At 46.1% G+C, this 25,630-nt stretch carries 19 protein-coding genes and 1 pseudogene; 13 read left to right on the plus strand and 7 right to left on the minus strand.

Annotated features, from left to right (window positions below; all coding sequences use genetic code 11):
- Positions 1–234: 234 nt before the first annotated feature.
- Complete coding sequence (locus IE104_RS12045) at positions 235–1,428, plus strand: class I SAM-dependent rRNA methyltransferase (protein ID WP_189418889.1); 1,194 nt, start codon at positions 235–237, stop codon at positions 1,426–1,428.
- A gap of 39 nt (positions 1,429–1,467) precedes the next feature.
- The gene (locus IE104_RS12050) at positions 1,468–1,899 is read left to right on the plus strand and encodes a hypothetical protein (RefSeq protein WP_189418891.1); all 432 of its coding nucleotides are present in this window, start codon (positions 1,468–1,470) and stop codon (positions 1,897–1,899) included.
- Positions 1,900–1,954: 55 nt separating this feature from the next.
- On the opposite strand, the gene IE104_RS12055 is transcribed toward IE104_RS12050, so the two are convergent.
- Positions 1,955–2,611, minus strand: coding sequence for a histidinol-phosphatase (locus tag IE104_RS12055; RefSeq protein ID WP_189418892.1), 657 nt, complete (start codon positions 2,609–2,611; stop codon positions 1,955–1,957).
- A 183-nt stretch (positions 2,612–2,794) separates the two neighbouring features.
- Between IE104_RS12055 and rppH the strand changes: the two genes are divergently transcribed.
- From rppH to IE104_RS12095, 8 genes are all read left to right on the plus strand, one after another.
- Positions 2,795–3,298 (plus strand): RNA pyrophosphohydrolase, encoded by a 504-nt coding sequence (rppH, locus tag IE104_RS12060; RefSeq protein WP_189418894.1) that lies wholly within the window; start codon positions 2,795–2,797, stop codon positions 3,296–3,298.
- 113 nt (positions 3,299–3,411) lie between these two features.
- Positions 3,412–5,688, plus strand: a complete 2,277-nt coding sequence (gene ptsP / locus IE104_RS12065) for a phosphoenolpyruvate--protein phosphotransferase (RefSeq protein ID WP_189418896.1) — start codon at positions 3,412–3,414, stop codon at positions 5,686–5,688.
- Between the two features lie 80 nt (positions 5,689–5,768).
- Positions 5,769–6,644 carry a prolipoprotein diacylglyceryl transferase gene (gene lgt / locus IE104_RS12070; RefSeq protein WP_189418898.1) on the plus strand — a complete coding sequence of 292 codons (876 nt, stop codon included), beginning with the start codon at positions 5,769–5,771 and terminating at the stop codon, positions 6,642–6,644.
- A gap of 26 nt (positions 6,645–6,670) precedes the next feature.
- Positions 6,671–7,510, plus strand: a complete 840-nt coding sequence (locus tag IE104_RS12075) for a thymidylate synthase (protein ID WP_189418900.1) — start codon at positions 6,671–6,673, stop codon at positions 7,508–7,510.
- A 39-nt stretch (positions 7,511–7,549) separates the two neighbouring features.
- The gene (locus IE104_RS12080; protein ID WP_189418902.1) at positions 7,550–8,059 is read left to right on the plus strand and encodes a dihydrofolate reductase; all 510 of its coding nucleotides are present in this window, start codon (positions 7,550–7,552) and stop codon (positions 8,057–8,059) included.
- The gene (locus tag IE104_RS12085) at positions 8,060–9,514 is read left to right on the plus strand and encodes a hypothetical protein (protein ID WP_189418903.1); all 1,455 of its coding nucleotides are present in this window, start codon (positions 8,060–8,062) and stop codon (positions 9,512–9,514) included.
- A gap of 20 nt (positions 9,515–9,534) precedes the next feature.
- Entirely contained in the window at positions 9,535–10,962 is a 1,428-nt protein-coding gene (locus IE104_RS12090) for a hypothetical protein (RefSeq protein WP_189418905.1), read from the plus strand.
- 14 nt (positions 10,963–10,976) lie between these two features.
- The gene (locus tag IE104_RS12095; protein ID WP_189418907.1) at positions 10,977–11,990 is read left to right on the plus strand and encodes an acyltransferase family protein; all 1,014 of its coding nucleotides are present in this window, start codon (positions 10,977–10,979) and stop codon (positions 11,988–11,990) included.
- Between the two features lie 5 nt (positions 11,991–11,995).
- Here IE104_RS12095 and IE104_RS12100 read toward each other — a convergent pair whose 3' ends face one another.
- The 6 genes and pseudogenes from IE104_RS12100 to argE form a co-directional block, all read right to left on the minus strand.
- Complete coding sequence (locus IE104_RS12100; RefSeq protein ID WP_189418909.1) at positions 11,996–12,529, minus strand: DUF3833 domain-containing protein; 534 nt, start codon at positions 12,527–12,529, stop codon at positions 11,996–11,998.
- Positions 12,530–12,668: 139 nt separating this feature from the next.
- A complete protein-coding gene (gene ilvD / locus IE104_RS12105; protein WP_189418911.1) occupies positions 12,669–14,513 on the minus strand; it encodes a dihydroxy-acid dehydratase in 1,845 nt (614 codons plus the stop codon).
- Between the two features lie 188 nt (positions 14,514–14,701).
- Positions 14,702–15,642 (minus strand): annotated as a pseudogene (gene lpxL, locus IE104_RS12110) (LpxL/LpxP family Kdo(2)-lipid IV(A) lauroyl/palmitoleoyl acyltransferase).
- A gap of 141 nt (positions 15,643–15,783) precedes the next feature.
- On the minus strand, positions 15,784–17,115 hold the full coding sequence (gene argA, locus IE104_RS12115) for an amino-acid N-acetyltransferase (RefSeq protein ID WP_189418912.1): 1,332 nt from the start codon (positions 17,113–17,115) through the stop codon (positions 15,784–15,786).
- A gap of 23 nt (positions 17,116–17,138) precedes the next feature.
- The gene (locus IE104_RS12120) at positions 17,139–18,176 is read right to left on the minus strand and encodes a Gfo/Idh/MocA family oxidoreductase (protein ID WP_189418914.1); all 1,038 of its coding nucleotides are present in this window, start codon (positions 18,174–18,176) and stop codon (positions 17,139–17,141) included.
- A 17-nt stretch (positions 18,177–18,193) separates the two neighbouring features.
- The gene (gene argE / locus IE104_RS12125) at positions 18,194–19,348 is read right to left on the minus strand and encodes an acetylornithine deacetylase (protein ID WP_189418916.1); all 1,155 of its coding nucleotides are present in this window, start codon (positions 19,346–19,348) and stop codon (positions 18,194–18,196) included.
- Positions 19,349–19,536: 188 nt separating this feature from the next.
- On the opposite strand from argE, the gene tfpB reads away from it, so the two are divergent.
- From tfpB to IE104_RS12140, 3 genes are all read left to right on the plus strand, one after another.
- On the plus strand, positions 19,537–21,300 hold the full coding sequence (gene tfpB, locus IE104_RS12130; protein ID WP_189418917.1) for a type IV pilus assembly ATPase TfpB: 1,764 nt from the start codon (positions 19,537–19,539) through the stop codon (positions 21,298–21,300).
- Between the two features lie 2 nt (positions 21,301–21,302).
- Positions 21,303–21,809, plus strand: coding sequence for a flavodoxin family protein (locus tag IE104_RS12135; protein WP_189418919.1), 507 nt, complete (start codon positions 21,303–21,305; stop codon positions 21,807–21,809).
- Positions 21,810–22,125: 316 nt separating this feature from the next.
- Positions 22,126–25,572, plus strand: coding sequence for a transglutaminase family protein (locus IE104_RS12140; RefSeq protein ID WP_189418921.1), 3,447 nt, complete (start codon positions 22,126–22,128; stop codon positions 25,570–25,572).
- Positions 25,573–25,630 lie beyond the last annotated feature (58 nt).

The following is a 25,630-nucleotide window of genomic DNA, read 5'->3' on the forward strand; positions in this document are numbered from 1 at the left end:
TCCGTATTGCAGGCTTTCCGGCACGTTTGAAATATAGAAACAGGGATGCCTGTTAAATATTTCGACATTTTTACATTCAATTTGAATTTCGGGCGCTTATGCTGATTAGGTTACGCGCTTCGCCCACCATGAAAGCGTACGTCATCGAGGACAGTGACACGTCCAAATGATTTGGGTGTTCTTCGTCGATTCTCGATATAATCCGCTCTTTTTCCGCCTTCTTCTGGATTCCCCATGTCTTTACCTACCCTAATTCTTAACGCCCAAGCCGACCGCCGCTTAAAACTTGGCCACCTCTGGATTTACAGCAACGAGGTGGATGTTGCGCGCTCGCCACTCAAACAATTTGAAATGGGACAGCAGGCCTTGGTGACGACTCACAGCGGCAAGCCCTTGGGCATTGCACTGATGAATCCAACCAGTTTGATTTGCGGGCGTATTATCAACCGCGATGAAAAACATCCGCTCAATAAGTCGCTCCTTGTCCACCGTTTCAAGCAATCCTTAGCGTTGCGTGAGCTCACGTTCGATGAGCCTTTCTATCGCCTTGTGTACGGCGATTCTGATTTGCTACCGGGTTTGGTGGTGGATCGCTTTGGCGATTATCTGGTGGTGCAAATTGCCAGCGCCGGAATGGAACTGGTTAAAAACGAAATTATTGAAGCGCTCGTACAGGTGATTAAGCCTCTGGGTATTTTGCTCGCCAACGACCACAGCGCGCGTGCATTGGAAAACCTGCCTGAGTACACCGAAGTTGTTTACGGCGAAGTTCCAGAAGTAGTGGAACTGGTTGAAAACGGAACGCGTTTTCTTGCACCGGTTCACGGCGGACAAAAAACCGGTTGGTTTTACGATCACCGCGTTAACCGCGCGCAATTGCAGCAATATGTTCAAGGTAAGCGTGTGTTAGATGTGTTTTCTTATATCGGCGGTTGGGGTGTGCAAGCGGCGGTTGCTGGTGCGAGCGAAGTTTATTGCGTCGATGTTTCTGAATCTGCATTGGATTTCGTGGAGCAAAACGCGGAGCTTAATGGCGTCGCCGACAAAATCACTTGTTTTGAAGGTAAAGCGATTGAAGTGTTAAAACATTTAATCGCAGAAGATGAGCGCTTCGACATAGTCGTACTTGACCCGCCTGCTTTTATCAAAAAACGCAAAGACCAAAAAGCGGGCGAAGCAGCTTATCGCCACATCAACGAGCTCGGCATGCGCTTGCTGGGGCGCGATGGATTGTTAGTTGCGGGTTCCTGCTCGATGCATTTGGGTAAAGATACTTTGGTGGAGATTGTGCGCGCTGCGGGCCGTCATCTGGATCGCCATGTGCAAATTATCGGGCAGGGCGGGCAGGGGCCGGATCATCCTGTGCATCCTGCAATTCCTGAAACGGATTATTTGAAAGCGGTGTTTGCGCGGGTTTATTTGGCGTAAACATCTGTATATAAATTTTTCGCGAAACAGGAAACAATCATGTTGTCCATCGAACGCCGTATTATATTTCGTATCTTTTTCAGCATTTTGGTGTTCGCACTTGTTGGTGTTTTTGCGGCAGTAAACAAACATTTCCAACGTGATACTCAAGCCTTGGTTGATAACGCCAATCGTGTAGACGCAGAGATCACCAACAAAAATTGCTCGAATGCCGGTTTGGTTTATTATCGCTTTAATCTTGAAGGCAAAGAATTCCTGGGCGCGAGTAATGCGTGCGTGGCATCTTGCGCAAAGGCTTTAACGGGTGAAAAAGTACAAGTAACTTATGAGGTGAATAATCCCGACAATTCTATTTGTGGTTCTGCCGGGCAAATTGCTTCGCGTTTTAGCGCAAATTATTATGCGCTTGGTGCGGTAGGGTTTGGTTTGTTGGTTGTGGTGTTTTATTTAACGCGACGCAAAATCGATTAAGATTTTAATCGATTGAAAAAACCGCTCTCATGAGCGGTTTTTATTTTGGGACAGCTTAATCACGCAAGCTTATGTGCTTCCAACCGCGTTCCAGCGCAATTTTGCTCAGGCGCTCGTCGGCATCTACAGCAATCGGGTTGGGCACTTGCTCCAATAACGGCAGGTCATTAATCGAATCGCTATAAAAATACGCATCATCCAGGTTGTAGTTTTTCTGTTTCAGCCATTCTTGCAAGCGAACCACTTTGCCACTTTGAAAGCAGGGCGTTCCCGTGCCTTTACCGGTATAGCGGCCATCTTTTATTTCTGCATCGCTGGCCAAAATATCGTCAACACCCAAGTGGGCTGCAATAGGATGAGTCACAAAGCTGTTGGTGGCTGTGATGATCAATAAATAATCGCCCTGGTCGCGATGCTGCTGCAAAAGTGCTTTAGCTTTGGGCAGCATCATTGGCTCAATAAGCTCCCGCATAAATTCCGCGTGTAACACGGCGAGGTCATCCAGCGAATATTGAGTGAGTGGTGCGAGTGAAAAGCTCAGGTACTCATGAATATCCAGCGTCGCTGCTTTGTATTGTTGGTAAAAACGGTCATTGGCCTCGGCATAAGTTTGCGCATCAACCAACTTTTTCTGGACGAGAAATTCGCCCCAGCTATGGTCGCTGTCGCCAGCAATAAGAGTGTTATCTAAATCAAAAATAGCGAGACGCACAGGTTACCTTCTTGAACAAAATAAGTAGCTTGGATGAGGGCGCTTAGCATAACCAGTGTGTTCTGGCGGCTCAACAAAGATTTACTCAGGCTCAGTATCAGCGAGGACTTGCGGCTTTGCATAAGCCTGTTATAGTGCGGAAAAAGCTGTTCCACAGCCTAACATTTTGTAGGGATGACTCCCGTGATAGATAGCGATGGTTTTCGCCCCAACGTGGGCATTGTTTTGACGAATGACCAGGGTCAGTTGCTTTGGGCGCGTCGGGTAGGCGGGCAAGATGCCTGGCAGTTTCCGCAAGGTGGTATTAACGAGCGCGAGTCCGCTGAGCAGGCACTCTACCGTGAGCTTCACGAAGAAGTGGGTCTGCATCCACAAGATGTAGAAATTTTAGCCTGTACCCGCGGTTGGTTGCGTTATCGTTTGCCGGATCGTCTGGTGCGCCATAACTCCCAACCTTTGTGCGTTGGTCAAAAACAAAAGTGGTTTTTGTTGCGCTTGCGCAGCGATGATTCGCGTATTTCCCTGAATAACGGTGGCCGCCCCGAGTTTGATGATTGGCGTTGGGTGAGTTACTGGTATCCGCTTGGGAAAGTGGTTTCCTTTAAGAAAGATGTTTATCGTCGGGCATTAAAAGAACTTTCGCTTGTCCATGCTCAGTTAGAGCTGGAGTTGATGGTTGGCCGCTAAGTATTAACTGATTGGCTCTCTCGTCAGATAATAAAAAGTAAATTGAAAGGTTTATCTCCATAGCCCCCATAATGAGCTGCACATAAAAATTAAATAAGGTTTAAATAGTTTCTATGCTGAATTCGCTACGCTCGATTGTCCAGGAAGTGAATGCCGCGCGCGACTTGCCGTCGGCATTGGGCATTATTGTATCGAGCGTTAAAAGCGCCATGCGTACCCATGTATGTTCTGTTTACATGCGCGATGACGACGGCGGCTACGTACTCATGGCGACTGATGGCCTCAACCAAAATGCAGTCGGCAATGTGCGCCTTGCAGCGGGTGAAGGTTTGGTTGGGCGCGTAGTTGTTCGCGAAGAACCTATCAACCTTGAGCAAGCCGAAGCTCACCCCAGTTACCAATATTTCCCCGAAACCGGTGAAGAGCGTTATAGCTCCTTCCTTGGTGTACCTATTATTCACCAGCGTAAAGTGCTTGGCGTATTGGTGGTACAGCAAGTCGAACAGCGCCGTTTTGATGAGGGTGACGAAGCCTTTCTCGTTACCATGTCTGCACAACTCGCCGGCGTAATTGCCCACGCGGAAGCAACCGGCGGTGTTAACAGTGGCAAAAATGAAGTTGCTACCCAGGCTCGTTTTATGGGGGTGGCCGGTGCGCCGGGTATCGCCATAGGTGAGGCTGTAGTTATCGCACCGGAAGCTGATTTGCGCTCAGTTTCCTTCAAGCCTTGTGAAGATGTGGATTTGGAAATCGCGTTCTTCCAGCGTTGCCTTATGGCTGTGCGTGAAGATATCAAAGGCCTTGGAGCACAACTTAAAGAGCGCTTGAATCGCGAAGAGCGCGCGCTTTTTGATGCGTACCTTGCCATGTTGGACGACGCCTCCTTAGGTGGCGAAGTTACCGAGCGTATCCGCAAGGGTGCCAATGCGTCATTTGCGTGGAGCGAGGTTATCCTCGAGCACGAACAAATTTTCAACAGCATGAATGATCCCTACTTGCGCGAGCGGGCAACCGATTTGCGCGACTTGGGTCGTCGTGTGCTGGCTTATCTGCAAGAGTCCAACCGCAAGAAACGTGTTTTCCCCGACAAAACTATTTTGATTGGCGAAGAACTGACCGCGTCCATGTTGGGTGAAATCCCCAAAGAAAAATTGGTCGGTTTGGTTTCGGTAGAGGGTTCAAGCAACTCCCACGTCGCCATTCTTGCGCGAGCGATGGATATCCCCACTGTTATGGGTGCTGTTGATTTGCCCTTCATGCAAATGGATGGCCGCCCGGTTATTGTGGATGGCTACCGTGGCGCGGTTTATAGCGACCCGAACGAGCATATTCTCAAACACTACACCGCTATCGACCTTGAAGAGCAGGTGCTGTTCAAAGGTTTGGAAGCGCTTAAAGATTTACCCTGCGAAACCAATGATGGCTATCGTTTACCGCTTTGGGTAAACACCGGCTTGATGGCTGACGTGGTGCGTTCACTCGAGCGCGGTGCGGAAGGTGTAGGTCTGTACCGTACTGAAGTTCCTTTTTTGATGCGTGACCGCTTTCCATCCGAAGAAGAGCAACGTTCGATTTATCGCGAACAATTAGCGGCATTCGCTCCATTACCCGTGACGATTCGTACCCTCGATATTGGCGGTGATAAGGCGCTTCCTTACTTCCCTATTGAAGAAGACAACCCCTTCCTCGGCTGGCGCGGCATTCGTGTAACACTCGATCATCCGGAGATTTTCCTCGCGCAAGTGCGAGCAATGATTAAAGCCAGCGAAGGCTTGGATAACTTGCGTATTTTGTTACCAATGATCACCAACATTCCAGAGATGGAAGCTTCAAAAGCGCTTATCACCCGCGTATATAAAGAGTTGGTTGAAGAAGGCTACAAGGTCAAAATGCCGCCCGTTGGCGCTATGATTGAAGTTCCCGCTGCGGTGTACCAGGCGCGTGAGCTGGCCGCTTTGTCTGAGTTTTTGTCAGTTGGTAGTAATGACCTGACGCAATATTTGCTGGCTGTTGACCGTAACAATGCGCGCGTTGCAGATTTGTACCAGGCTTTCCATCCAGCCGTTTTGCGTGCGCTGCAACATATTGTGACTGAGGCTCATGCAGAAGGTATTAGCGTCAGTATCTGCGGTGAATTGGCAGGTGACCCGGGTGCGGCAATTTTGTTGATGGCCATGGGTTTCGATATGCTCTCCATGAGTGCGACCAACTTGCCCAAAGTGAAATCGGTAATTCGTGGGATTAGTTCAACTCTCGCAAAAGACTTGTTGGCTGAAGTTATGGCTATGGGCAACGCTGACCAGATTCGTGAACGTGTAGAGCAAGCCTTGAATGACGCCGATGTGGCACGTTTGATTCGCCCAATGGGTTCGGATGATTTTGAAGAATAGGGAAGCTAGCTCTAGCTTCTCTTCTTTTGTTTCCTCATACAATATTCTGCGGGTGATATCTCACCGGTAAGGTTTCTGACATGCTCCAATTTCCCAATTTCAATCCTGTCGCTGTATCCATAGGGCCTTTCGATATTATCGGTAAATCCATAGGGCCGTTGGAGGTCCACTGGTACGGCATCATGTATATGCTGGCATTTTTGTCAGCCTGGCTGCTGGCGCTGTATCGTAGCGGAAAACCCCATTCGCCCATCACCAAAGTGGAAGTAGAAAACCTTGTCACTTACGGTGCTTTCGGCGTGATTTTGGGGGGGCGTGCGGGTTATGTAATTTTTTACAATTTCGACCGCTGGATGAGTGATCCACTCTGGTTATTCCGCGTTTGGGAAGGCGGTATGTCTTTTCACGGTGGTTTGATTGGGGTTCTACTTGCCATGTATGTCTACGCCACTCGTATTCGCGTGCCCTATCTGGCGTTGATGGATTTTGTTGCGCCTTTGGTTCCGCTGGGGTTGGGCTTCGGTCGTCTCGGAAATTTTATCGGGCAGGAACTATGGGGTCGTGTTAGTGATGTTCCCTGGGCAATGGTGTTCCCAAAGGCAGAGGACCCTGCAGGCGTCGCTCGCCATCCCTCGCAACTGTACCAAGCCACTCTTGAAGGCTTGGTGATGTTTATTGTGCTCTTTTGGTTCTCTGCCAAGCCGCGTCCACGCGGAGCAGTCGGCGGGTTGTTTCTGGTGCTCTACGCCAGTTTTCGTTCGATTGTGGAGAACTTCCGCCAACCGGACGCGGATATAGGCTTTGATTTACTGGGCTTTATTACCCGTGGTCAGCTCTTGTCTGTGCCCATGTTTGTCGCGGGCGTCTGGCTGTTGGGGTACTCCTATTATCTGGAGCGCAAAAAACATTTAACACAAAAAAAGCTGGTGGAAACTGATAGCATAGCGCCCCAATAATTTTCGATGTTTTGTGGATTTTGGTTATGAAGCAATATTTAGAGCTTATGCGCGACGTGGTCGATAACGGCATTACCCGTGGCGACCGCACAGGTACAGGTACCCGTTCCGTCTTTGGTCGTCAAATGCGTTTTGACCTGAACGAAGGGTTCCCTTTGGTGACCACTAAAACCGTGCACTTGAAGAGCGTTATTGTTGAGTTACTGTGGTTTCTCCAGGGGCGTACGGATGTAACCTGGCTAAAAGAGCGCGGGTGCAATATTTGGAACGAGTGGGCCACAGCAGATGGCGACCTCGGCCCGGTATACGGCAAACAATGGCGATCCTGGGCCTGCCCGGATGGTTCAACCATCGACCAAATTAGCGAAGTCATTGAGCAAATCAAAACTCGTCCCAATTCACGCCGTCTTATTGTGAGCGCCTGGAATCCCGCTGATTTGCCGGATGAATCCCAAAGCCCCCAGCAAAATGCTGAACAAGGCCGTATGGCATTGGCTGCATGCCACACACTATTCCAATTTTATGTCGCTGAAGGAAAACTTTCCTGCCAGCTTTACCAACGCAGCGCCGATTTCTTTTTGGGGGTGCCATTTAATATCGCCAGCTATGCCTTGCTTACCCACATGATTGCGCAGCAATGTGATTTGGGAGTTGGCGACTTTGTGCATACGTTTGGCGATTGTCATCTGTACAACAATCACATCAATGATGAGATTGTTTACGAGCAATTGCGTCGTACTCCAAAAGCGCTCCCGAAATTAATTATTAAGCGCCGCCCTGATAGTATTTTTGATTACGAGCTGGATGATTTTGTGTTTGAAGGCTATGAACCGCATCCAAGAATCGTAGCGCCGATTGCGGTTTAATCCAAAAATCATTCATCGAGCGCAAAGCTGGTCGCCATCATGAAACTCTCACTTATAGTCGCAACCGCCAACAACAATGCCATTGGCCGCAACAACGAACTGCCATGGCATTTACCGCAAGATTTAAAATATTTTAAATCGGTCACTCTGGGTAAACCGGTGATCATGGGTCGCAAAACTTTTGAGTCCATTGGAAAGCCGCTCCCCGGTCGCACCAACATCGTCGTCACGCGTCAAAAAGATTGGAAATTCGCCGGCGTATTGGTTGCCAAGAGTGTTGAAGAAGCATTGGAAATTGGACAACAGTTTCGCAATGAACAAGACAGCCTTGCAGAAGAAATTATGGTGATTGGCGGCGCGGAGATTTATCGCCATGCGCTGCCGATTGCAGACCGGGTTTATCTCACACGCATAGACGCCAATGTTGATGGCGCGGACGCTCACTTCCCGGAACTTTCAGCTAACCAATGGAAGTTGGTTTCCAAAATCCCTGGCGATGTTGATGCAAATTTATCTCACTTATTTATGGTATACGAAAGGGTTCACTAATTGATGTATTTAAAAGGGATGTTCAACTTTGAACAGGATTCGCATTTTTCTCGTTATTTGGCTTACTTAGAAATATTTGTACTCGGTAGTTTGTTTTTGCTGCTGCTGGGACAATTGACCGCACTATTAAATGTGGATGTCTGGCGCCAGGATTCCATTCATTATGTAACCACGTATGTTGATAAGCTGTCAGAAGAAGGACGCTGGCTTAACTATGTGTTTTTCAAGCTTTTAAAAATTACACCACCCGCATTATGCGTTGCAGTAAGTTATTTTTGCTTGGGATATTTTGTTTATTCTGCTAGTTACAGAGTTATACAAAATAAACGCTATTGTTTAGCGCTTGCGCTTCTTGCTCTCAATGTTCCTGTGTTGGCGGTGCAGTTAGAGTGGCCCGATACATTATTGTTGGCTTTTATTTTTTTAGCGGCGGCAACCTTCGAATCTAAAAAAATCCCCGACTATATATTTTTTCCTGTTTTTGCCTGCCTGTTTTTTGGCTCGTTTAGCGCGTTTTATTTTTTATTGCCGTTGCTTTATCTGGATAGGATTACACCCAAGTATTTTTTGCGCTTATGTATTATTTGGATGCTGTCATTTGTATTCGGTTATTTAATAACAAACTTGATTGTGTATGCGTATACCGGTGATTTTATCCGTATCGCCAGTTGGCGTAACCCACATCCCATTCATCACTTTTCGGATATCTTCACTAATATCAAGCAAGCTAATACTTACTTTATGAGTCACATGGCGAAGTATTTAGCAATTTCAAAAGTTGGTGTTTTAGTTATTGCTGTTATTTATATAGTTGCTTCATGTCGGTCAATCAACGCTTTTTTAACAATAATTGTTAGCTTGTTTTGCGCCCTGGCTATTTATGTGTCATCAATTCCGGTAGGAATTATTGTTCAAGAGCGCACAACCTTAACTTTTTGGGTTGCAGCTTTATTTTTTGGATTGGTAGTTAAAGCATATTCACAATACTACCGGTTTGCGGGTTTGCTAATAATTCTGGTGCTCGGGTTCCGAATGGGAGAGGTCAGTTATACCTCCATAGGTTCCTATGCGAATGCTACTCATAGCCTTGTAAATCAGATCAAGCTCAGTGTTCCTTATGCAGAGGAAGAGGTTGATAGGGTTTACATCATGGTGTCTATTCCTGAAGCTCAAGCCGTTTTTAAAAAGCTTGAAAAGAATATCGAATATAAAAACCATTTTTCTGAAAGTGTATCTGCCCCCCTGGCCTGGATTTCTGCGTTTAAATATCTTGGGTATAAAAATATTGTTCTTTGCGTCAATGACGAAACCGGTTGGTGCGCTGAGCCGGTAAAACATTACCGTGAGTTGGAAAGTTTTGAACCGGGTGTGCATCTGTTTCAATCCCATCGTTTTGGTGATGATGTAATTTTTACTGTAAATAAAGCGCTGCTAAGTGAATCAGACCTCCGCTAATACCGAGACAAGGTGCTCCTATGATTAAGGTTTCAAATATAAAGTGGGCTGTACTTTGTATTATTTTGCTCGGCGCAATTATTGCCCACATTCCCGCTATTTCTAACCCTGGTTTTTATAACCACGATGAGTGGCAAAAATACGATCATATTAAAGAATTTGGTTTCCGAAATTTTGCAGCGGCTTATGGAAAAATAAATCCAGGTCCTGAGTTTGGATATCCCATGCGCCCGGTTAGTTTTTTGGAGCAAGGATTTGCGTCCATCTTCATGATGGATTTGCCGTGGGTTTCGCATTTGATTGATTTGTCTATTCACTTGGGATCAGGATTACTATTTTTCTTTTTATTACTACGCATTACCAACAGCTGGCGTTTTTCATTAGTTGCGTTAATTGCTTACGTTTGTTCACCGCTCTCGATTTATTCTACGGCTTGGTTAGGCGCATCGGTGGACCGTGTTTACACTTTTTGGGGATTGCTGGCCGCGATATCGACTTATTATTTTTGCTACGGAAAATATAAAGCGCTGGCCTTGGTGGGTGTTTGTGCATCGCTGGGCGCTGCACTGCTGTCAAAAGAAACTGCATTAATGCTGCCTGCAGTGTTGTTGGTATTAGCCTGTTATCTGTCCTTTCAGCAAAGCGGTCAGTTTTTGAGAAATCGCAGCTTGTATGTGCTTGCTGTTTTCCTGGGTTTGCCTGCGCTGGCTTATCTTATTTATCGTATTCCCGCATTAATGGTTACCTTGCATGGTGGCGGTGTGTCCACGTATACACCGAGCATTTCCAACTTGCCGGTTAACGCGCTTTATTATTTTAGCTACCCCTTTATGTATAACGCTACGGATATGGTCTCTATATCTGTACTGTCACAAAAACCGGTTTGGTTTGGTTTTTTTGTTCATGCAGCTCTTGTGGGGATTTTGATTTATTGCTACGGACTTTTGCGTGGTGTTTTATATATAGGTTTTTATTTTATATTTTTATTGCCCGTACTTATGCTGCCGCAACCGGGAGCCCATTATTTATATGCCTCGACAATTCCGTTTTCACTCTTGCTGGCTGGCTTATGGTGCAAGACCTTACCTGTGAGTAAACCTCCAGGGCTGGCTGCAAAAGTTTTGTTGGTGGTTGTGATGCTTTTTGTGTTTGTGCGCTTTTACCAAATAGAAAAGTTTTTTTATGTAGAAGGTGTTTGTCAGCGCAATGCTGTTGTTACCTTGAATTCACGCCTTGAGACCGAGCGATTGAAAGGTGCTGAGATTAAAGAAATTTTGATTGTGGGTGATGTGGGTGCAAAATCCTACGTTGCTCAAAAGGCTTTCTTTGCCCGAGAGGCAATCGGCGAATACAAAGGTATCAAATTTATCTACAGCCCTGCTGAGGTAAGCGTTGTGCCAGAAAAACTCTTAAATATTAAGATGTCTACCAGTTGTTTGATGTATTAAAGGAAACCGTGGAATTGAATACAATTGATTCATATAGCCAGCAGTCCAATAATAACTTTACGATTATTCGTTTAATTGCTGCATTGTTGGTTATTTATGGGCATTCCTATCCGATATTAGGTTCTGGTCATCCAGATCTAATTTTGCAGTTGCTCAAGTCACGCTTTGCGGGGGCAGTAGCCGTTGATGTGTTTTTTGTTATTAGCGGTTTTTTAATTTGCGCAAGTTGGGAAAGAAATTCGTTTAGCCAATTTGTGATTGCTCGTGCTTTAAGAATTTACCCTGCGCTTATTGTATGCGTGCTGCTTTCAGTTTTTGTACTTGGTTTCTTGCTTACGACGGAATCATCTTATTTTTCTCGTCCCGAAGTTTGGGAATACTTGAAATACAACGTGTCTCTACTAACTAATAAATATTATTTGCCGGGTGTATTTGAAACTCATCCAGATAAAGCCGTTAATGGTTCTATTTGGTCATTACCTTATGAAATACGACTTTACGCATGCCTTGCGCTATTGGGCGTGTTGTCGTTGTTGAAGCCGGGGCGCTATCTTTTGGCCTGTGTTGCAATTGGGCTGGCCTACTCCTTTGATTTATTATCCTATGTACACTTTCCAATGGATAAGAGCTGGAAAAATCTGGCGCCGTTTTTTATGGCTGGAGCCTTTTGCTGGATTTATCGTAAATCGATTGTGTTATCTGCCCCCATTCTGGCGTTGATGATTATTGGCTGTATTGCCTTTTGCAAAACAGATAAATTTATTTATTTCTATTTTATAACCTTGGTCTACGCGACTTTTTATCTAGTTTATATTCCGCAGCTTAAATGGAGCCCCAAGAAAGATGTGTCTTATGGTGTTTATCTTTATGGTTGGCCGGTGCAGCAACTTGTGCTCCATTTTGTTCCGGGTTGCACTCCGGAACTTAATGCTGTGTTGTCGGTGATTTTCGCTTTGATATTAGGTTATTTGTCGTGGGAATTTGTTGAATCCCCAGCCTTGGCCTTGCGAAAAAAAATTAAGCTGTAAAGCAACTACCGGTCTTTTTCCATCACCAATTGCACGCTTCCAACTTTAAATCCGAACTTTGTCAGTGTTGATTCGTTCAACACTGTCGTTTCATCTACGCGCCACATCCAGTCGTCCACGCTCAGGTTAATCATAGAGTTGTTGTACTTTACAGTTAACACATAATTTAAGTTGATTGCGTTGCCTGCAAATTGTCCCAGGCCCGTGCCCACAATATCACCAGCAGTTGCTGTGAATTTTGTGGGTTGGCTAGGGCTAAGTTTCCAGGTTCGGTATTGAACTTCACCATTATTGAAAACGAATTTTTCATCGAGCGTCCCAATATTATTTTGCCACGAGGCTTTTATAGTGGCTGTGAAATAACGGGTGACTTTTCCGCTACGGTTTTTCACAACGCCTCGTGCAGTAATATTGCCATTAAAAAATTCTTGCGGAATTAGTGTGGGCTGATTTTTTGCGTAGTCGGAAAGTTGGATATTGGAGCAGGATGTCAACGCCAAGGTGACGCAGGCAAGCAGGATAGGGTAGATGCGCTTCATGATAGAACCTGTAATTGTGGAAACTTTCATGAATACGTTGGGTAGCAGCGAATGGATGAGTCTCGCCGCTTCGATGATTTATCGGGCATAAAAAAGCCAACTTTATAGTTGGCTTTTTGGTAATGCGCGCAGTGTAAAACTAATCCAGCTTACTTAAATCTCTCACCGCACCTTTATCCGCACTTGTCGCCAGCATTGCATAGGCTTTAAGTGATGCAGATACTTTGCGTGGGCGAACTTCGGTAGGCTTCCAGGCCGTTGGGCCTTTAGCATTTTCTTCAGCGCGACGAGCATCTAATTCGTTTTCGGTGAGTTGTACGTTGATGCTGCGGTTGGGGATATCGATTTTGATGATGTCGCCAGTTCTCACTAAACCAATCGCACCGCCAGCTGCTGCTTCAGGTGATACGTGACCAATACTCAGACCTGAGGTTCCGCCAGAGAAGCGACCATCAGTCAAAAGCGCGCAAGCCTTGCCCAAACCTTGTGATTTCAAATAGCTGGTTGGATAGAGCATTTCCTGCATACCTGGGCCGCCTTTCGGGCCTTCGTAACGGATGACGACTACATCGCCAGCTTTTACTTTTCCATCCAAAATATCCGCAACTGCTTTGTCCTGGCTTTCCACTACATAAGCCGGGCCTTCAAATACCCAGCAGCTTTCGTCCACGCCCGAGGTTTTTACTACACAGCCGTCTTCAGCAATATTGCCTTTCAGTACCGCCAAACCGCCTTCTTTGGAGTAGGCGTGTTCAACGGAGCGAATGCAACCTTCTACGCGGTCGGCATCTAGCGTTGGCCAGCGGGTAGATTGGCTGAAGGCAACTTGGGTTGGAATTCCCGCGGGGCCTGCACGGTAGAACTCGGCCACTTTTTCATCGCTGGTGGAAATGATGTCCCATTTATCCAAAGCTTCCTGGAAGGTCTTACTGTGAACAGTGGGCAAATTCGCATGGAATAAGCCGCCACGATTAAGCTCGGCCAAAATGCTCATAACACCGCCTGCGCGGTGCACGTCTTCCATGTGATATTTAGGCGTATTGGGGGCAACCTTACACAATTGCGGAACCTTGCGGCTCAAACGGTCGATATCAAGCATTGTGAAAGGTACTTCACCTTCTTGTGCGGCGGCTAACAAGTGGAGAATGGTGTTGGTTGAACCACCCATTGCGATGTCGAGTGCCATAGCATTTTCAAAGGCGGCGAAGCTGGCGATTGAGCGTGGCAATACGCTTTCGTCATCTTGTTCGTAATAGCGCTTGGTGTTTTCAACAATTCGACGGCCAGCTTCAAGGAAAAGATATTCGCGGTCGGCGTGGGTTGCCAAAGTGGAGCCGTTGCCAGGTAAAGAAAGACCTAATGCTTCGGTCAAACAGTTCATGGAGTTGGCGGTAAACATGCCGGAACACGAGCCGCAAGTAGGGCAGGCAGAGCGCTCGTAAGCTTCTACTTTTTCGTCACTGGCGTTCTTGTCAGTACCAATTACGATGGCATCAACCAAGTCGAGCTTGTGTTCAGAGAGCTTGGTTTTACCGGCTTCCATTGGGCCGCCAGATACAAAAATCACCGGAATATTCAGACGCATAGCCGCCATCAGCATACCGGGGGTGATTTTGTCGCAGTTAGATATACACACAATGGCATCCGCACAGTGGGCGTTCACCATATATTCCACTGAGTCTGCGATGATGTCGCGGCTTGGCAAGCTATAGAGCATGCCGTCATGACCCATGGCGATACCGTCATCTACCGCGATGGTGTTGAATTCTTTAGCGACACCGCCAGCTTTTTCAATTTCGCGCGCTACTAACTGGCCCAGGTCTTTAAGGTGCACATGGCCTGGTACAAATTGGGTAAAGGAGTTGGCGATGGCGATAATAGGTTTGTCGAAATCACCATCTTTCATACCGGTGGCGCGCCAGAGTGCGCGAGCGCCCGCCATATTGCGGCCAGATGTGGTGGTTTTGGAACGATAAACAGGCATGGGCTTACCTCAAATATAACTGCCGAAAGGGGCGGGTAGTGGCGAAATAGTGTAAAAATGGAAGGCCGTTATCATAGCAGAAATCCTCCTTTCAAACTTAGCTTTTACGGGTTTCAGGAGCATGCCGGTATCTGGAGCATGCCGGTAAATGAGTGACCGTTAAAACGAATCACGCGAACGGACTTTCGCTATTTAGAATAAAAGGACGGTTCGCCGGGCGGGCGTGTCTTAAAACGTCTGTGTACCCACAAATATTGATCGGGTTGTTTTCGTATCGCTTGTTCAAAAATTTTATTGATACGCGTGCTATCAGCTAAATCGTCGCCAGACGGAAAACTCTCCAAAGGCGCTTTCAGTTCTATGGAGTAGCGCCCGTCGGCATCGCGAAAATGTAAAAAGGGAATGACTAGCGCGTTACCCAATTTTGCAAAGCGGCCAGTGCCCGGTACGGTTGCCGCTTGAACACCAAAAAAAGGTGCAAAAATACTATGTTGGATTCCGTAATCCTGATCGGGTGCATACCAAACGATATGTCCCGCTTTGAGGTTGCGAGCGAGCTTAAGAGTTTCAACACTTATGATTGACTCTCCGTTATAACTTTCGCGCGCCTTAACTAACATGTAAGCCAATAGCGGATTGGGATCTTGCCGATAAAAAACGTCAAATTTTTCATGGAGCGCAAGAATTCTTCCGCAAATTTCCATGGTGGTCATGTGGCAACCCATCAGTAAAACACCTTTACCTTGCGCTTTTGCTGCATGCAAATGCTCCAATCCATTAATGCGATAAGAATTTTTCAGGCGCTCGGCAGGTCCCCAAAGAGCGACAGCGCCTTCAAAAAAACCTATGCCACAGGAATATATGATGTTGCGAATCAAAACGTCCCGCTCGTCATCTTTTAGCTCAGGCATACATAAACGCAGGTTGGTATCTGCAATGCGTTTGCGGCGCGTGCGATGTGAAAAAATAGCCATCCCAAAGCTTTGCCCAGATGAATGTTAATGCTTAAGGGTAAATGCGCTACCAGCTTGAGGAGGCCCAGCATTAGCCAGGTTAGCCAGTAGCGAGGACCTAAAAAGGACCAGCGAAAGACAGGCGGAAGGTGTTTGTCTTCAACAAGTTTTTTCATGCGGTATTATTAAGCGATGATTAATGCGTGAGGATTACGAAAATTTTCCGCGTTAATAGGGAGTGGAAAATATAAAAAGCATTCACTTTATGATCATTCTCCTTCACCAGCTTAACTTCAGCTGGTGAAGGAGGGGATGAGTTAATTAACCAATTGCTTGATAAAAATTTTTGAATTGCGTTGATAGTTGTAAAGCACTTGCTTGGCAATTGGCAGGTCTTCCAATTTGCCTTGCTCAAAACCTTGTTCAATAAACCAATGTGCGGTTTGTGTTGTCAGCAAAAATAATTGCTTCAGATTTTGCTTACGAGCTTGTGCTTCCATTTGTTGTAATAAGGCTGCGGCGCGGCCACCGTTACGATAATCCGGATGAGTTGCCACACACGAAAGCTCTGCCATATCGCTATAAGGATAAAGCGCAGCGCATGCGACTATAGTGCCGTCTTTATCCATCACGTGAAATTTATTGATTTCAGTTTCCAACAATTCCCGTGAGCGACGCACCAAAATGCCTGCTTCTTCCAGCGGACGAATCAAATTTAAAATACCCGCCACGTCGTCAATCGTTGCTTTACGCAATTGCTCGTATTGGCCGGAATAAATCATGGTTCCCAAACCATCGCGTGTAAATAATTCTGTGAGTAAGGCGCCGTCGGTGGCATAGCTCATGAGTTGCGCACGTTGAACACCTTGCAAGCAACTTAAATAACATGCGCTCAGTGCTTGTTGTAAATCGTGATTAAGGTGCTCGCCATTAGTAGTGAGGTAATCCTGGCATTCTTTTAACGACAACTGACGAACCAGATTACCTTCTTCGTCTGTCACGCCATTGCCTTCAACAAAAGCGAGCAACTTATCAGCTTTGAGCGCACTGGCAACGTGAGTTGCAACATCGCTAAAAGACAAATTAAAAATTTCACCGGTAGGTGAATAACCCATTGGAGACAAGAGAACGACCGCACCAGGGTTCAACACACTTTGCAGTGATTGCACATTCACTTTGCGCACTTTGCCCGTGTGTTGCAAATCCACACCCTCGATAACACCATAAGGCATAGCCACCACAAAGTTACCGCTAATGACTTGCATGTCTGCATCGTGCATAGGGGAATTCGGCAGCCCGGTAGATAAGGCCGCTTCGACAGTTGTACGTGCTTCACCGATGGCTTGGATAACCAGTCGTAAACTTTCGGTATCCGTAATGCGTAAACGCTCGTGAAATTGGCTGTAGGTATCTGCCAATTGCAAACGCTCATCAATTTGCGGCCGCGCGCCATGCACAAGCACTAGTTTCACATCCAAACTACATAGCAACGCAATGTCGTGGACAATGTTGTGAAAGTTAGCGTGAGTGATAGCTTCGCCCGGCAACATAATCACAAAGGTTTTGTCGCTGTGCCGATTAATGTACGGCGTCGAGTGACGAAACCATTTAACGTATTCTTGTGTATTAGAGGCTTGAGTGTTGGACACGGTAGTTCTCTTAAATAAAGTACTTAAACCAAAATAGTTTTTTGCAGCTTATTGCTTTCATCTGCGGCGAGTAGCATTTCAACTGCTAATAATGCCTGTTGTGCGGGAAAACGCAACGTATCTTTGCCGTTTATGGCATCGGCGATATTGCGGTAAAACATTTCGTAACAACCGTGCTCGCTTTCAACTTGTGTTCGCCTAACGCCACCTTCGCCTTGTATCGCCAGTATTCCGATATTATCGCTGCCATGATTTGCCCAGTTGGTTTGATAGGGGCGTGAACCATTCATAAGTTGTTGCTCTTGTACATCCTGTCCGAATTTTAAAAACGAACCTTTGTTGCCATGTATGCTCACAGTTGCGCCTTTCTCGCTAACGAAAGTGCTTGAGCGTAAAAGCGCTCGCATATCAGCGTAATGAAAACAGACATTAAAATAATCGGTAGAACCTTCTGCACGGCGCAAGCTGCGCATATCAGCATTAACTGCTTGTGGTCGTCCAAACAAGGTCAGCATGGAATCCAGCATGTGCACACCCAAATCCCACCAGGTTCCAGAACCGGGCAACTTATCCTCTTTCCACAGTTTGTGCGTGATGTTGTTACGGTAGCGGTCATAGTGCCATTCAATTTCCACTACGCGGCCGAGCGTTTCATCTGCCAATATCTTTTGTACAGTGAGGTGATCAGTCTCCAAACGCTTGTTGTGAAAAACTGCCAGAATTTTTTGTTGTTGCTCTGCGAGCGCAATAAGCTCTTTACCCTCTGCAATTGACAGCGTAAAAGGTTTTTCTGTTACCACATGTTTGCCAGCGAGCAATGCAGCTTTGGTCATGGGGTAATGGTGTTCATTAGGTGTATTGACCACCACAAGATCAATCGCAGGATTAGCGAGAATATCGTTAAAATTTTTTACGATTTGTACATCAGCAAAATCTTGCAACGCACTCTTATCGGAGCGTTGTAAAACTGTATGTAAATATAATTGCGGCTCCGCTGCAATCAGCGGAGCGTGAAAAACTTTTCCGGACATGCCGTAGGAACAAAGGGCTACATTCAACATATTAACAACACTATTTTCTAAGATTTAAAACAAAATTTCCTAATCAATTCCTGCACAATTTTTACTGCCGGTTCAAGTTGGTCGATACTGATAAATTCATCGGGTTGGTGAGCCTGGTTAATGGAGCCGGGGCCAAGTACCACTGTCTGCATGCCGAGTTGCTGTAAAAAAGGTGCTTCTGTGGCGAAGGCGACACTTTCAGATACATGACCGGTTAGTTGTTCACACACTTTTACCAGTTCGGATGTTGCAGGCTCGTCAAAAGGTTCTACGCCTTCAAATAAAGATGAAAAAACAATATCGGTTCCGCTTGTTTCTGCAATAGGCGTTAAACGATTTTGAATGGCAGTGCGTAATTCTTCATTGTCCATGCCCGGTAACAAACGCAAATCAAAATGCAATTCGCATTCACCGCAAATTCTGTTGGCGCCGTCGCCGCCGTGAATGCAGCCCAAATTTAACGTGGGGGTTTGTACGGCAAAACCAGGGTTGCGATATTTCAATTGTAAATCGCTGCGCAAGCTCATGAGTTCCGTCATTACCTGCGTCATAGCATCCAATGCACTTTTTCCCAAGGCGGGGTTAGATGAGTGACCCGCTTGTCCGCGCACGCGAATCGCTTCCATCATAATGCCCTTATGCATGCGGATTGGAACAAGTTCAGTGGGTTCGCCAATCACCGCATAGCGCGCTTTGGGCTTGCCCATGTCTGCTAATGCGCGTGCACCACTCATGCTACTTTCCTCGTCAGCAGTCGCAAGGATAATAAGTGGTTGTTTTAAGGGTTTATCTAAAAAAGGTTTTATCGCCGCCAAAATCACGGGGAAAAATCCTTTCATATCCGTAGCGCCCAAACCAAAAAGTTTTCCGTCTTTTTCGGTGAGTTTGAATGGATCTGTCTGCCAGCGGTCGGCGTCGTAAGGTACTGTATCGCTATGACCTGCCAGTACCAAACCGCCATCACCACTGCCAAGTGTGGCAATCAGGTTTGCTTTGCCCGTTTGTGCGAGCGGAATAATTTGTGTGTTAAATCCCAAATCGCTGAACCAGGATGCGAGTAGTTCAATGACAGCCAAATTAGGCATATCCCAACTTGCAACTCCGCAGCTTACAGAGGGTAATGCTACAAGTTGGGCGAGTTGGATTTGATAGGTTTTGAGGTCGATAGTCATGTTGTAATCCGTATGCCTAAGCCATAAATGCAGACGTTGATATAAGGCTTTAGTTGCAGACAATCGCCCAATGCTCTTTGAATTGCAAGCATGATATTGCGACTTACGGGAATCACGAGCTGGCTAGTGTCCCTAATCAGCTAGACTAGCTACAATTCATATATAAAGAAAATATCAGGAATTGGTGTATGGCCTTGGACCTAGTGTTGGATTTGCGTGGCGTCTTAATGGATTTGGTGGCCGACGGTCGCCTGCTGCAGGAAGATGCAAATGTATTGTTGGGCGCGTCGCGTACGCGTGAACAGGCGATTATGCATCCCATCGTTTATATCGCCTCGCAAAATTTGGATGATCACAAGCGCCCCGGCAAAATGCTGGATGGCGATGCTTTAACCGAATGGTTAGCCGAAAAATCGAAACATCCGCTCGTTCACATTGATCCCATGAAAATCAACACCGCCAAGGTAACCGAAATTATGGGTTATGCCTTTGCGAAGCGCCACGGTATTTTGTGTGTTGAAGTGACACAGGATGAAGTCGTGGTCGCCTGTACCCAGCCTTTTGTGAGTGGCTGGGAGCCGCAACTTGAGCATGTAGCGCGTCGTCGCGTCAGGCGTGTAATTGCCAATCCGGCGGATATCGAACGTTATATGGTGGAGTTTTACACACTCGCGCGTTCAGTGACGGGCGCAAGCGGCGGTGCCTCGGCTTCTGCGATTACCAACTTCGAGCAGTTGGTGGAGTTGGGCAAATCAACTGATCCTGACGCGAATGACCAGCACATCGTAAAAATTGTGGATTGGTTGCTTCAATATGCTTATGACCAGCGCGCGAGTGATATTCATATAGAACCACGCAGAGAAGTAGGGCGCATTCGTTTTCGTATCGACGGTGTTTTGCATTACGTTTACGAGTTGCCGGCGAATGTTGCGACAGCGGTTACCAGCCGTTTTAAAGTGTTGGGACGCATGGATATCTCCGAGCGCCGCAAACCGCAAGATGGCCGTATCAAAACTCGCCGTAGCGATGGTAGTGAAATTGAATTGCGGATGAGCACCTTGCCAACGGCTTTCGGCGAAAAATTGGTCATGCGTATTTTTGATCCAGAAGTATTATTGCGCAGCTTTACTGATTTGGGGTTGGTGGGTGAAGACTACACGCGCTGGCGCACCATGCTTGATCGCCCTAATGGAATTGTGTTGGTCACTGGCCCAACGGGTTCCGGTAAAACCACAACGCTTTATTCGTCCTTGCGCCAAATTTCCACTGCAGAAGTTAATGTAAGCACCATTGAAGATCCTATCGAAATGGTGGAAGAAAGTTTTAACCAAACGCAAGTGCATCACAAAATTGGTTTGGATTTCGCCGCTGGTATTCGCAGTTTAATGCGGCAGGATCCAGACATTATTATGGTGGGCGAAATTCGCGATTTGGAAACCGCGCAAATGGCGGTGCAAGCAGCACTCACCGGCCACTTGGTGTTATCAACTGTTCATACTAACGACGCACCTTCAACAGTCGCACGTATGCTGGATTTGGGAATTCCTTCTTATTTAATTAATGCCACTTTACTTGGTGTTATGGCCCAGCGTTTAGTGCGCACACTTTGTCCGCACTGCAAGGAAGAAGGGCAAATCAGTAGCGATGACTGGCAACAATTAGTTGCGCCCTGGAAAGTAAATGTTCCCGCTAAAATTTGCCGTCCCGTAGGCTGTCTGGAGTGTCGCAACACCGGTTATTTAGGTCGCCAGGGTTTATACGAGATTTTAGTTTTATCCGAAACACTTAAAGAAAAAATCACCAGTGATTGTAATATTATTGATATGCGCCGCCAGGCAATGAAAGAAGGTATGCGCACTTTGCGTTTGTCCGGCGCACAAAAAATTGCTGCGGGTTTAACTACTCTGGAGGAAGTTTTACGTGTTGCACCGCCAGCGGAAAAGGCAAACTAATCATGGCAACCACAGCAATTATTTATGGCGGCACCCGTAAGCAGGGAAACACGATCAACCTGATAAATGCAGCGGCACAAAAACTGTCGGCAGATATTTTTGACGTGTCTGATTACAAAATATCATTTTATGATCATGAGCATAAAAATCGCGACGACGATTTCCTTCCGCTAATAAAAAAACTGCTGCAATACGATTGCTGGATTTTTGCATCACCCATTTATTGGTACACCATGAGTGCACAATTAAAGGTGTTTGTTGACCGAATCTCGGATCTTATGGATATAGAAAAAGATGTGGGCAGACAAATGCGCGGATTAGGCGCGGCTCTCATTGCGACAGGTGTAGAAGAAAGCTGCCCGATTTGCTACGAAGACGTTTTTATTAACAGCTTCAACTATCTCGATATGAATTATTTGGGTTGCCTCTATATGGATACGAGCAAAGGTATGGATTTGGAACTGCTGGAATCCAACTTAAATCTTTTTGTTGAATCCTTAAGGGCATAATTCATAGTGTATTTCCCGATGTTTTAAATTAAACATCTTCGTAAGTCCCTCCTCTCGTTGCTCATTCTAGTTCATCGCTCATCCCATTTCATCGCAATAATTATTCCTTCGCCGCTTATTGGTCACAATAAGCCTCTATCCTCACTTGGTTCAGTTATTGCCTTAGTCCTCTTGGCTTCTTTAAAACGTAGCTGCAGCACCTGTTAACAGCAGATGCGCACTCTTCAAGCGCATTAAAAAAAGGCGCGCACCTTTTTGCATCATGGTTGCCGATGTTGATTCGCTGATTTACCTATAATTAGGAAGGGTACTTTTTATGGCTATACGTGTTGCCATTCACCATGTCACTGAATATAAGTTCGACCGCTTAACGTCCTTATTCCCCCACGTATTGCGTTTACGCCCGGCGCCTCATTCGCGAACTAAAATCCATAGCTACGCGTTAAAAATTGAACCTGAAAATCATTTTATTAATTGGCAGCAGGATCCTTTTGGAAACTTCCAGGCGCGCCTGGTTTTCCCTGATCAATGTAAAAAATTAAAAATATCGGTAGAAGTCATAGCAGAAATGACTTCGATAAATCCATTTGATTTTTTTGTGGAAGAATATGCCGAATACATTCCATTTGATTACGATGAGCAATTAAAACGCGAATTGATTCCCTATTTGGAAGTTATAGAAAATGGACCTCAGCTAATTGCACTAATTGAAGATATTAAAGCAGAGATACGCCATCGCCTCGTATCAGAGAAGCCTTGGCATGTGAACGATTTTCTAGTTCAGGTGAATCAAAAATTACAACAATTAATTGGTTACGGTGTGCGACTGGAGCCGGGCATTCAAACCTGTGAAGAAACCTTAACGCTTGCAAAAGGATCGTGCCGCGATACCGCGTGGTTGTTAGTGCAAGTATTCCGTCATTTAGGTTATGCCTCACGTTTTGCATCTGGCTATTTGGTGCAATTAACGTCAGATATTAAAGCACTGGATGGTCCCAGCGGACCCGAAAAAGATTTCACAGATTTGCATGCATGGACAGAAATTTTTATTCCCGGTGCAGGTTGGATTGGTTTAGATCCAACATCAGGTTTACTGGCGACAGAAGGGCATATTCCGCTCGCCTGCACGCCAGATCCTATTTCAGCTGCACCCATTACAGGCGCTACGGGCAAATGTGAAGTTGAGTTTGCCTACAGCAATGAGGTTTTCCGCGTGTTGGAAGATCCGCGTGTAACAAAACCCTATACTGAAGATCAATGGGCAACAATTAATGCACTGGGTGCAGCGGTTGACAAACAATTAATTGAACAAGATGTTCGTTTAACCACGGGTGGCGAACCTACTTTTGTTTCCATTGATGATATGGAATCCGAGCAATGGAATACTGGTGCATTGGGTGCCGACAAATTAAAGCTTGCGAAAGATTTATTATTGCGTATGCGCAAAACTTTTGCGCCTTTCGGATTGTTACATTACGGTCAAGGAAAATGGTACCCCGGTGAGGAAATTCCACGTTGGGCGTTAGGATGTTTTTGGCGTACTGATGGTGAACCCTTGTGGCGCGATGATAAATATTTAGCGCGTGTTGATAAGTCCTACGGTTTTAATCATGAAAGCGCAAAGAAGTTTGCGCAGGCCTTGTGTAGAAAAATTGTTGTCAATAGCGAGCATTTAATGCCCGCTTACGAAGACGTGCTCTATTATATGTGGGCAGAACAACAATTGCCTGTTGGAATAGATCCACTCAAAGCCGATTTAAAAGATGATTTAGAACGTCGCCGTTTGGCAGCATTACTGTCTCGCGGTTTAAATATAGAAACGGGTTATGTGTTGCCTATTGAATGGAATTACGCACACAGCACCTGGTTAACTGGCCGCTGGAAATTACGCACCAGCGCGCTCATGTTAATTCCGGGAGACTCACCCCTTGGTTTACGCTTACCTTTAAACTCAGTTGGCTTTCCTGAAAAAGAATATGATCGCTATCAACCTGAATCCGATCCTATCGAAGAAAAACCATCGTTAAATGCTGCCGGAAAAACCCATCAAGCTGTGCGTGTGAGTTCATTAGAACAATTGGTACAAAAGTTTTCATCCAAACGCAAAGCCAATCCAAAATCTGTAACACAAACCATTGCCGAGCAAGCTATTAATCCAAAACCAATGGAGAAGCCGCATTATTTGGAAGCAGGTTATATCATTCGCACTGCAATGTGTTTTGAAGCGCGCGAAGGACGCATGCATATTTTTATGCCGCCGCTCACTTATCTAGAACATTACGTGGCGTTAATTGAGGCCATTGAAGATGTAGCAAAAGAACTAAATATGCCGGTTGTGTTGGAGGGTTATGAGCCGCCAAAAGATTACCGCATCAAGAAATTTTTAATCACACCCGACCCAGGTGTAATTGAAGTTAATATTCATCCGGTAGAAACCTGGCCGGAATTAGTTAGCAATACCGAAGCGCTTTATGAAGATGCTCGACAAACACGCTTGGGCACTGAAAAATTTATGTTAGATGGCCGCCACTCAGGAACAGGCGGCGGCAATCACGTTACATTTGGTGGTTGGACCCCAGCGAACAGCCCGTTTTTGCGCCGGCCAGATTTATTGCGCAGCCTGGTTACTTTTTGGCAACATCACCCCGCGCTTTCTTATTTGTTTTCAGGATTATTTATCGGGCCAACAAGTCAATCACCGCGCGTGGATGAAGGCCGCGATGAAATGTTGTACGAATTGGAAATTGCATTTAAAGAAATGCCTGATGGTTTGGTTGATCAACCCTGGTTAACAGATCGTTTGATGCGTAATTTATTAATCGATATCACCGGTAATACCCATCGCGCCGAATTTTGTATCGATAAACTTTATTCACCGGGAAGTGCAAGTGGTCGCCAGGGGATTTTGGAGTTTCGCGGTTTTGAAATGCCGCCGCATGCGCGCATGTCGCTTGTACAAATTTTATTACTACGTTGCTTGATCAGTCGCTTCTGGAAGGAGCCTTATAAAAAACCTCTCGTGCGTTGGGGCACCGCGTTGCACGACAAATTTATGTTGCCGCATTATGTATGGGAAGACATGCGCGATGTGGTGCAAGACTTAAATGATCACGGCTATCCATTTCAACTTGAATGGCTTGCAGCATTTGAAGAATTTCGCTTTCCGCATTATGGCCGTATGCAGTTGGATGATATTCAAATTGAATTGCGCTGGGCGATTGAACCCTGGCATGTATTAGGCGAAGAAGTTTCAAGCTTCGGCACGTCGCGTTATGTAGATTCTTCTATCGAACGCTTGCAAGTAAAAATTTCCGGGCTCACACCTGGCCGCCATGTACTCGCATGTAACGGACGTCGCGTATGTTTGAATGCAACCGCCAAGCATGGCGAATACGTTGGCGGCGTTCGCTATCGCGCATGGCAACCACCTTCTGCATTGCACCCAACTATTGGTATTCATTCACCGCTAGTATTTGATTTGATAGATACCTGGAATGGAAAATCAATTGGCGGTTGCACTTATCACGTTAGTCACCCGGGTGGTCGTAGTTATGATCGCTTTCCGGTTAACGCGAACGAAGCTGAGTCCCGTCGTGGCAATCGCTTCTTCGATTTTAATCACACTCCTGGTGCGTTACCTGTTTCTCCAGCGGGAAAAATTTTGCGCGAATTTTTTGAGCATAAACATCCCCCAAGGCCTATGGCTCCGCCACCAGAAGAGCCGGCAGACGAATATCCTCATACATTGGATTTGCGGCGGTAAACTTCAAATAATGAGTCGTCATAACAGCTTTGCTTAGAACAAATTGTCTTGCAGCTGT

This window comes from Cellvibrio zantedeschiae, assembly GCF_014652535.1.
GTDB lineage: Bacteria > Pseudomonadota > Gammaproteobacteria > Pseudomonadales > Cellvibrionaceae > Cellvibrio > Cellvibrio zantedeschiae.